The sequence below is a fragment of the Cedecea sp. VD22 genome (genome assembly GCF_037150195.1).
In the GTDB taxonomy this organism is placed as follows: Bacteria; Pseudomonadota; Gammaproteobacteria; order Enterobacterales; family Enterobacteriaceae; genus Cedecea.
The window spans coordinates 19,414-27,726 of sequence record NZ_JBBCPX010000024.1; the positions used below are offsets into that span (position 1 = coordinate 19,414).

Here is an 8,313-nt window from a genome sequence, read left to right on the forward strand (position 1 = left end):
CACTCTGTGATGCCCGGCGTTAGCCGGGCACCCTGGACCTTTTGAGCAACGATTACTCGTCTTCCAGCTCGATGTTGATACCCAGCGAACGGATCTCTTTCAACAGAACGTTGAAGGATTCCGGCATGCCCGGTTCCATCTGATGGTTGCCATCCACGATGTTCTTATACATCTTAGTACGGCCGTTCACGTCATCAGACTTAACGGTCAGCATTTCCTGCAGGGTATATGCAGCGCCATATGCTTCAAGCGCCCACACTTCCATCTCACCGAAGCGCTGACCACCGAACTGAGCCTTACCACCCAGCGGCTGCTGAGTAACCAGGCTGTAAGAACCGGTAGAACGCGCGTGCATCTTGTCATCAACCAGGTGGTTCAGTTTCAGCATGTACATGTAACCTACGGTTACCTGACGCTCAAACTGTTCACCGGTACGGCCGTCGAACAGGGTAATCTGACCAGAAGATGGCAGACCGCCGAGTTGCAGCAGCTCTTTGATTTCCGACTCTTTTGCACCGTCGAATACCGGAGTAGCAATCGGCATACCTTTTTTCAGGTTTTCAGCCAGACGCAGAACTTCTTCGTCGGTGAAGGTATTCAGATCAACCTTCTGACGAACGTCTGTACCCAAGTCATACGCTTTCTGGATGAATTCGCGCAGTTTCGCGACTTCCTGCTGCTGTTTCAGCATGGCGTTGATCTTCTCGCCAATGCCTTTCGCAGCCATACCCAGGTGGGTTTCCAGGATCTGACCGATGTTCATACGAGATGGTACGCCCAGCGGGTTCAGTACGATGTCTACCGGCGTGCCGTTTTCATCGTATGGCATATCTTCGATCGGGTTGATCTTGGAGATAACACCTTTGTTCCCGTGACGACCTGCCATCTTGTCACCAGGTTGAATCTGACGTTTAACGGCCAGATACACTTTCACGATTTTCAGCACGCCAGGTGCCAGGTCATCGCCCTGAGTGATTTTGCGGCGCTTAGCTTCGAGTTTCTTCTCAAACTCGTGCTTCAGCTCGTCGTACTGCTCTGCCAGCTGCTCCAGCTGGTTTTGCTTCTCTTCGTCGGTCAGGCCCAGTTCCAGCCAGCGGTCACGTGGCAGTTTGTCGAGCTTGTCAGCTTCAACACCACCGGAAACCAGCACAGCATAGATACGGCTGAACAGACCCGCTTCGAGGATCTGCAGTTCTTCAGACAGGTCTTTCTTAGCCTGCTTCAGCTGCATCTCTTCGATTTCCAGCGCACGTTTGTCTTTTTCCACACCATCGCGGGTGAAGACCTGAACGTCGATAACAGTACCGGAAACACCGTTTGGTACGCGCAGGGAAGAGTCTTTAACGTCAGACGCTTTCTCACCGAAGATTGCTCGCAGCAGTTTCTCTTCTGGCGTCAGCTGGGTTTCACCTTTCGGCGTTACCTTACCAACCAGAATATCACCGCCGGTCACTTCAGCACCGATGTACACGATACCGGATTCATCCAGTTTGGAGAGCGCAGCTTCACCCACGTTAGGGATGTCAGCGGTGATCTCTTCTGGCCCCAGTTTGGTGTCGCGAGACACACAAGCCAGTTCCTGAATGTGGATGGTGGTGAAACGATCTTCCTGAACAACACGCTCGGATACGAGGATGGAGTCTTCGAAGTTGTAACCGTTCCAGGGCATGAACGCTACGCGCATGTTCTGGCCAAGCGCCAGCTCACCGAGGTCGGTAGACGGGCCGTCTGCCAGCACGTCGCCACGTTCGATCGGCTCACCCAGGGACACACAAGGCATCTGGTTGATGCAGGTGTTCTGGTTAGAACGGGTGTACTTGGTCAGGTTGTAGATGTCGATACCCGCTTCGCCCGGGTACATCTCGTCTTCGTTAACTTTGATAACGATACGGGATGCATCAACGTACTGAACGGTACCGCCACGTTTAGCTACGGCAGTAACACCGGAGTCAACGGCTACAGCACGTTCCATACCGGTACCAACCAGCGGCTTATCAGCACGCAGAGTTGGAACCGCCTGACGTTGCATGTTCGCACCCATCAATGCACGGTTGGCGTCATCGTGTTCCAGGAACGGGATCAAGGACGCACCGACGGAAACCACCTGCTGGGTGGAAACGTCCATGTAGTCAACCTGGTCGTTGCTGAACAAGCTGGATTCGCCTTTGCTACGGCAGGTAACGAGGTCGTCTACGAAACGGCCTTCTTCGTTCAGGTTAGTGTTCGCCTGAGCGATGACGTAGTTACCTTCTTCGATAGCAGACAGGTAATGAATTTCGTCGGTCACAACACCGTCAACCACGCGACGATACGGAGTCTCAAGGAAGCCGTATTCGTTAGTCTGTGCGTACACGGACAGGGAGTTGATCAGGCCGATGTTTGGACCTTCAGGGGTTTCGATTGGACACACACGACCGTAGTGGGTTGGGTGTACGTCACGTACTTCGAAGCCCGCGCGCTCACGGGTCAGACCGCCTGGGCCCAACGCGGAGATACGACGTTTGTGCGTAATCTCGGACAGCGGGTTGTTCTGGTCCATGAACTGAGACAGCTGGCTGGAACCGAAGAACTCTTTCACTGCCGCAGAGATTGGCTTGGCGTTGATCATGTCCTGAGGCATCAGGGTATCCAGATCGCCCAGAGACAGACGCTCTTTCACCGCACGCTCAACACGCACCAGGCCAACACGGAATTGGTTTTCCGCCATTTCGCCTACGGAACGGATACGACGGTTGCCGAGGTGGTCGATGTCATCCACTTCGCCTTTGCCGTTACGGATATCGATGAGCTTCTTCATCACTTCGATGATGTCGTCGTTGCTCAGGATACCGGAACCTTCAATCTCTTCACGCAGCAGAGAACGGTTGAACTTCATACGACCTACCGCAGACAGATCGTAGCGGTCTTCAGAGAAGAACAGATTCTCAAACAGGCTTTCGGCTGCTTCGCGTGTTGGTGGCTCACCAGGACGCATCATGCGGTAGATCTCAACCAGCGCGCTCAGGCGGTCGTTGGTTGGGTCGACGCGTACGGTTTCAGAAATGTACGGGCCGTGATCCAGGTCGTTGGTGAACAGCGTTTCGATACGCTTGTGGCCTGACTGGCTCAGTTTGGCCAGCAGATCCAAAGACAGTTCCATGTTCGCCGGGCAAATCAGTTCGCCGGTAGAAGCATCAACGTAGTCTTTAGCCGCAACTTTACCGGCAATGTACTCAACAGGAACTTCGATATGTTTGATATCGTCTTTTTCCAGCTGGCGAATGTGGCGCGCGGTGATACGGCGGCCTTTTTCAACGTACACTTTGCCGTCAGCTTCGATGTCGAAGGAGGCGGTTTCGCCACGCAGGCGCTCCGGTACCAGCTCCATCTGCAGCTTGTTGTCACGGATTTCGAAATTAACTTTCTCAAAGAACAGGTCAAGGATCTGCTCAGTGGTGTAGTTCAGTGCGCGCAGAATGATGGTCGCAGGCAGTTTGCGGCGACGGTCAATACGCACGAACAGGTTATCTTTCGGGTCGAATTCGAAGTCCAGCCAGGAACCACGGTAAGGGATGATACGTGCGTTATACAGCACCTTCCCTGAAGAGTGGGTCTTACCTTTGTCACTGTCGAAGAACACACCCGGGCTACGGTGAAGCTGAGAAACGATAACGCGCTCAGTACCGTTGATAACGAAAGTCCCGTTGTCGGTCATGAGCGGAATCTCGCCCATGTACACTTCTTGTTCTTTGATGTCTTTAACGGTGCCTTCCGGCGCTTCGCGCTCGTAGATCACCAGACGCAGTTTCACACGCAGCGGAGCAGAATACGTCACGCCACGGATTTGACATTCTTTAACGTCAAATACAGGTTCGCCCAGGCGATAGCTCACATACTGCAGCTCGGAGTTGCCGCTGTAGCTTGCGATCGGGAATACGGAGCGGAAAGCAGCTTCCAGGCCGTACTGTCCTTCGGGATCTTGCTCGATAAACTTCTGGAACGAGTCAAGCTGGATAGAAAGGAGATAAGGAATGTCCAGTACTTGTGGACGCTTTCCAAAATCCTTACGAATACGTTTTTTCTCGGTATAGGAGTAAACCATTAGGGTTCCTCAGCTCGCTGACAAGTCGACCCATCTGCCCGTCGAAAGGGGCAGTTTATGCAACACTATTTTGTGGACCGGAAAGTGGAACACTCCCCGCAATACCTGTTTCTATCACTCTTAAACCATTTCATTGCGCTTTACCCCGGAACTCCCGGCGTAGAAAGTCGCAGTATATTAAGGCGTCGATAGAAACATGCATTGAATGGAAACCAGCAGTCAAACAGTGTGAAACACTACTGGCACCCTACAGCGCAAAAAGGCTGGTGACTAAAAAGTCACCAGCCATCAGCCTAATGACTTAGGCTGCAACCGGAAAGGTTGGCTTATTTAACTTCAACTTCAGCGCCAGCTTCTTCCAGAGATTTTTTCAGAGCTTCTGCGTCGTCTTTGCTGATGCCTTCTTTCAGAACGGCATTCGGGGTTTCTGCCAGGTCTTTAGCTTCTTTCAGACCCAGGCCAGTTGCGCCACGAACTGCTTTGATTACGGCAACTTTGTTAGCGCCAGCAGATTTCAGAATAACGTCGAACTCAGTTTTTTCTTCAGCAGCTTCAGCTGGGCCAGCAGCAACAGCTACAGCAGCAGCAGCAGAAACACCGAATTTTTCTTCCATTGCAGAGATCAGTTCTACAACGTCCATTACGGACATAGCGGATACTGCTTCAATGATTTGATCTTTAGTGATAGACATTTAAATTGTTCCTGAATATCAGAATAAGTTTATACGTAAGCGAATACTTGATAAAGAAAACTGCGATTAAGCAGCTTCTTTCGCATCGCGTACAGCAGCCAGAGTACGAACCAGTTTGCCAGCCGAAGCTTCTTTCATGGTTGCCATCAGGCGTGCAATTGCTTCTTCGTAGGTCGGCAGAGTTGCCAGGCGGTCGATTTGCGACGCCGGGATCAGCTCACCTTCAAAGGCAGCGGCTTTGACCTCAAATTTTGCATTCGCTTTAGCGAACTCTTTGAACAGACGAGCAGCAGCGCCCGGGTGTTCCATAGAATATGCAATCAGGGTCGGACCAACGAACGCGTCTTTCAGGCACTCAAACTGAGTACCTTCAACAACACGGCGCAGCAGGGTGTTGCGAACAACACGCATGTAAACGCCGGCTTCGCGACCTGCTTTACGCAGTTCGGTCATTTTGTCTACAGTAACGCCACGGGAATCCGCAACTACTGCAGACAGCGCGCCTTTGGCTACTTCGCTGACTTCAGCAACAATCGCTTGTTTGTCTTGAAGATTTAAAGCCATTAGCTTTTGCTCCTGGGTTTTAGCCGGGACGAAACGTCCCGAAACTCACTTCGCACTTAACCAAAATGGAAAAGTGCGTCTACATACGGTGAGCAGAAACAAGCTAAAGACTATCTAAAAATATTCTTCAGGTTCTGTCACCGTCTACGCAGGCAATTAAGTCTCTTGCGAAACACCTGCGGTCTTGGACGGAGGCCTGGATAAGGCCAGGCTCCAACCGAAAATTCTTTGTGTTCTGCCTAAACAGAACAACGGGCGTAAGATAATAGACTAATCTTTCGCCCGCGTAAAGGCGATTATTAGTTCGCCGCTGCGTTCAGACCAGCCTGGTCAACCGCAACACCTGCACCCATGGTGGTGGAGATGCTAACTTTCTTGATGTACACGCCTTTTGCCTGAGATGGTTTTGCTTTTTTCAGCGCAACCAGCAGAGATTCCAGGTTTTCTTTCAGTTTGTCAGCGTCAAAGTCCACTTTACCGATGGTGGTGTGGATGATGCCGTTTTTGTCGTTACGGTAACGAACCTGACCTGCTTTAGCATTTTTAACTGCTTCAGCAACGTTAGGAGTTACGGTACCAACTTTCGGGTTTGGCATCAGGCCGCGTGGACCCAGAACCTGACCCAGCTGGCCAACAACGCGCATTGCATCTGGAGATGCGATAACAACGTCGAAGTTCATTTCGCCTTTCTTGATCTGGTCAGCCAGATCTTCCATACCTACCAGCTCTGCGCCAGCAGCTTTAGCTGCTTCAGCGTTAGGGCCCTGAGCAAATACGGCTACGCGAACGGAACGGCCAGTACCGTGTGGCAGTACAGTTGCACCACGAACGTTCTGGTCAGATTTACGAGCATCGATGCCCAGGTTAACAGCAACGTCAACGCTTTCAACGAACTTAGCGGTAGCCAGTTCTTTCAGCAGAGCGATAGCTTCGTTGATGTCGTACTGTTTGGTAGCATCAACTTTGTCACGGATCACGGACATGCGCTTGGTCAGTTTAGCCATTTCTTAGTCCTCCACTACCAGGCCCATGGAACGTGCAGTACCTTCAATGGAGCGAGTCATCGCTTCAATGTCGGAACCAGTCATGTCGGCAGCTTTGGTCTGCGCGATTTCCTGCAGCTGAGCGCGGGAAACTTTACCCACTTTGTCTTTGTTCGGCTTACCGGAACCAGACTTGATACCAGCCGCTTTCTTCAGCAGAACTGCTGCTGGAGGGGTTTTGGTAACGAAAGTGAAAGAACGGTCAGCGTAAACGGTAATAACAACCGGAATTGGCAGACCTTTTTCCAGGGATTCAGTTTTTGCGTTAAACGCTTTACAGAATTCCATGATGTTCACACCCTGCTGACCCAGAGCTGGACCAACTGGTGGACTTGGGTTCGCCATACCAGCTGCAACCTGCAGCTTGACGTAGGCTTGTACTTTCTTAGCCATTCTAAAATCCTCTGATTGGGTAATAGCGCCTCAAGAAGGCTCCCCGTGAATAAACGTCTTACGTGTACTGGACACATAAAAACAAAAGGCGCGAAATTGTATGCCAATTTCGCGCCCTGTGCAATGAATAATCGCTGCTTAAACGATCAAATTATCAGGCTTTTTCCACCTGAGCAAAATCCAGCTCAACCGGCGTCGCACGACCAAAGATGGAAACGGAAACCTTCAGGCGGCTCTTCTCGTAATCCACTTCTTCCACAACACCGTTGAAGTCCGCAAACGGACCGTCATTAACACGAACCATTTCACCTGGTTCAAACAGCGTTTTCGGACGCGGCTTGTCACCCACCTGCTGCAGGCGGTTCATGATCGCATCAACTTCTTTATCGCTGATTGGGGCTGGACGATCGGAAGTCCCGCCGATGAAACCCATCACGCGCGGAACGCTACGCACCAGGTGCCAGCTCGCGTCGTTCATCACCATCTGGACCAGAACGTAACCTGGGAAGAATTTACGTTCGCTCTTACGGCGTTGGCCACCGCGGATTTCAACAACCTCTTCGGTTGGAACCATCACTTCGCCAAACAGCTCTTCCATATTATGGAGTTTGATATGTTCGCGCAGCGACGTGGCTACACGACCTTCAAAACCAGAAAACGCCTGAACGACGTACCAACGCTTTTTAGGGGCTTCAGACATCTCAGAACCTCAGGCCAGTAATAAAAGATACCAGGCGGACCAGAATACCATCCAGCCCCCACAGAATCAGTGACATCACAGCGGTAACCGCTGCCACGATTAAAGTGGTGTGCAGAGTTTCCTGGCGAGTAGGCCAAATAACCTTACGTACTTCCGTTCTTGCTTCACGAGCAAACGCTACGGTTGCTTTGCCTTTTACCGTCAGCAGCGCAACACCACCTGCGGCTGCAATCAGAATGACCACAGCCAGTGCACGAAGCGGCAGAGTGATATCACGATAAATGTAGTTGCCCACGATTGCCACGAGCAGCAAAACGACTACTGCCAGCCACTTCATCGCTTCGAGGCCACGCCCGCTCCCTTGAGCTTCGGTATTCGCACTCATAAACCAACCTGTCACAATAAATCAGACAAACACTTTTGCCCCGCCACTGCGAGGCAAACCAAACCGAATGGCTCTTTTCAGACACTACCCGGCATAAACGCCATCTTCAGAGCCTGTCTCAGCAATGATTATCGGTAAAAAATCACTGATGAGCCAGGTTCTGGTTCGAAAGCGTACAAAAAGGGCATCAAATGATGCCCTCTTCTTGTGCATTGCGTCAAATGTTATCAGCGATTAAGCGATAACTTTAGCTACAACGCCTGCACCAACGGTACGACCACCTTCACGGATTGCGAAACGCAGACCGTCGTCCATCGCGATTGGGTGGATCAGGGTAACAACCATTTTGATGTTGTCGCCTGGCATTACCATCTCTACGCCTTCTGGCAGTTCGATGGTACCGGTCACGTCAGTTGTACGGAAGTAGAACTGTGGACGGTAGCCTTTGAAGAACG

The 8,313-nt window shown here is 51.5% G+C and carries 7 protein-coding genes and 1 pseudogene; all 8 read right to left on the reverse strand.

Annotated elements, in window-relative coordinates; genetic code table 11:
- Positions 1-52: 52 nt before the first annotated feature.
- The gene (gene rpoB, locus WFK85_RS22585; RefSeq protein ID WP_039299356.1) at positions 53-4,081 is read right to left on the reverse strand and encodes a DNA-directed RNA polymerase subunit beta; all 4,029 of its coding nucleotides are present in this window, start codon (positions 4,079-4,081) and stop codon (positions 53-55) included.
- 326 nt (positions 4,082-4,407) lie between these two features.
- Positions 4,408-4,773, reverse strand: a complete 366-nt coding sequence (rplL, locus tag WFK85_RS22590; RefSeq protein WP_008460150.1) for a 50S ribosomal protein L7/L12 — start codon at positions 4,771-4,773, stop codon at positions 4,408-4,410.
- Positions 4,774-4,839: 66 nt separating this feature from the next.
- On the reverse strand, positions 4,840-5,337 hold the full coding sequence (gene rplJ, locus WFK85_RS22595) for a 50S ribosomal protein L10 (RefSeq protein ID WP_002438625.1): 498 nt from the start codon (positions 5,335-5,337) through the stop codon (positions 4,840-4,842).
- Between the two features lie 299 nt (positions 5,338-5,636).
- On the reverse strand, positions 5,637-6,341 hold the full coding sequence (rplA, locus tag WFK85_RS22600) for a 50S ribosomal protein L1 (protein ID WP_039289255.1): 705 nt from the start codon (positions 6,339-6,341) through the stop codon (positions 5,637-5,639).
- A 3-nt stretch (positions 6,342-6,344) separates the two neighbouring features.
- Positions 6,345-6,773 carry a 50S ribosomal protein L11 gene (gene rplK / locus WFK85_RS22605; protein WP_008460147.1) on the reverse strand — a complete coding sequence of 143 codons (429 nt, stop codon included), beginning with the start codon at positions 6,771-6,773 and terminating at the stop codon, positions 6,345-6,347.
- Between the two features lie 154 nt (positions 6,774-6,927).
- Positions 6,928-7,473 (reverse strand): transcription termination/antitermination protein NusG, encoded by a 546-nt coding sequence (gene nusG, locus WFK85_RS22610; RefSeq protein ID WP_003862341.1) that lies wholly within the window; start codon positions 7,471-7,473, stop codon positions 6,928-6,930.
- Between the two features lies 1 nt (position 7,474).
- The gene (gene secE, locus WFK85_RS22615; RefSeq protein ID WP_008460146.1) at positions 7,475-7,858 is read right to left on the reverse strand and encodes a preprotein translocase subunit SecE; all 384 of its coding nucleotides are present in this window, start codon (positions 7,856-7,858) and stop codon (positions 7,475-7,477) included.
- Between the two features lie 234 nt (positions 7,859-8,092).
- Positions 8,093-8,313 (reverse strand): annotated as a pseudogene (gene tuf / locus WFK85_RS22620) (elongation factor Tu); the annotation flags it as partial.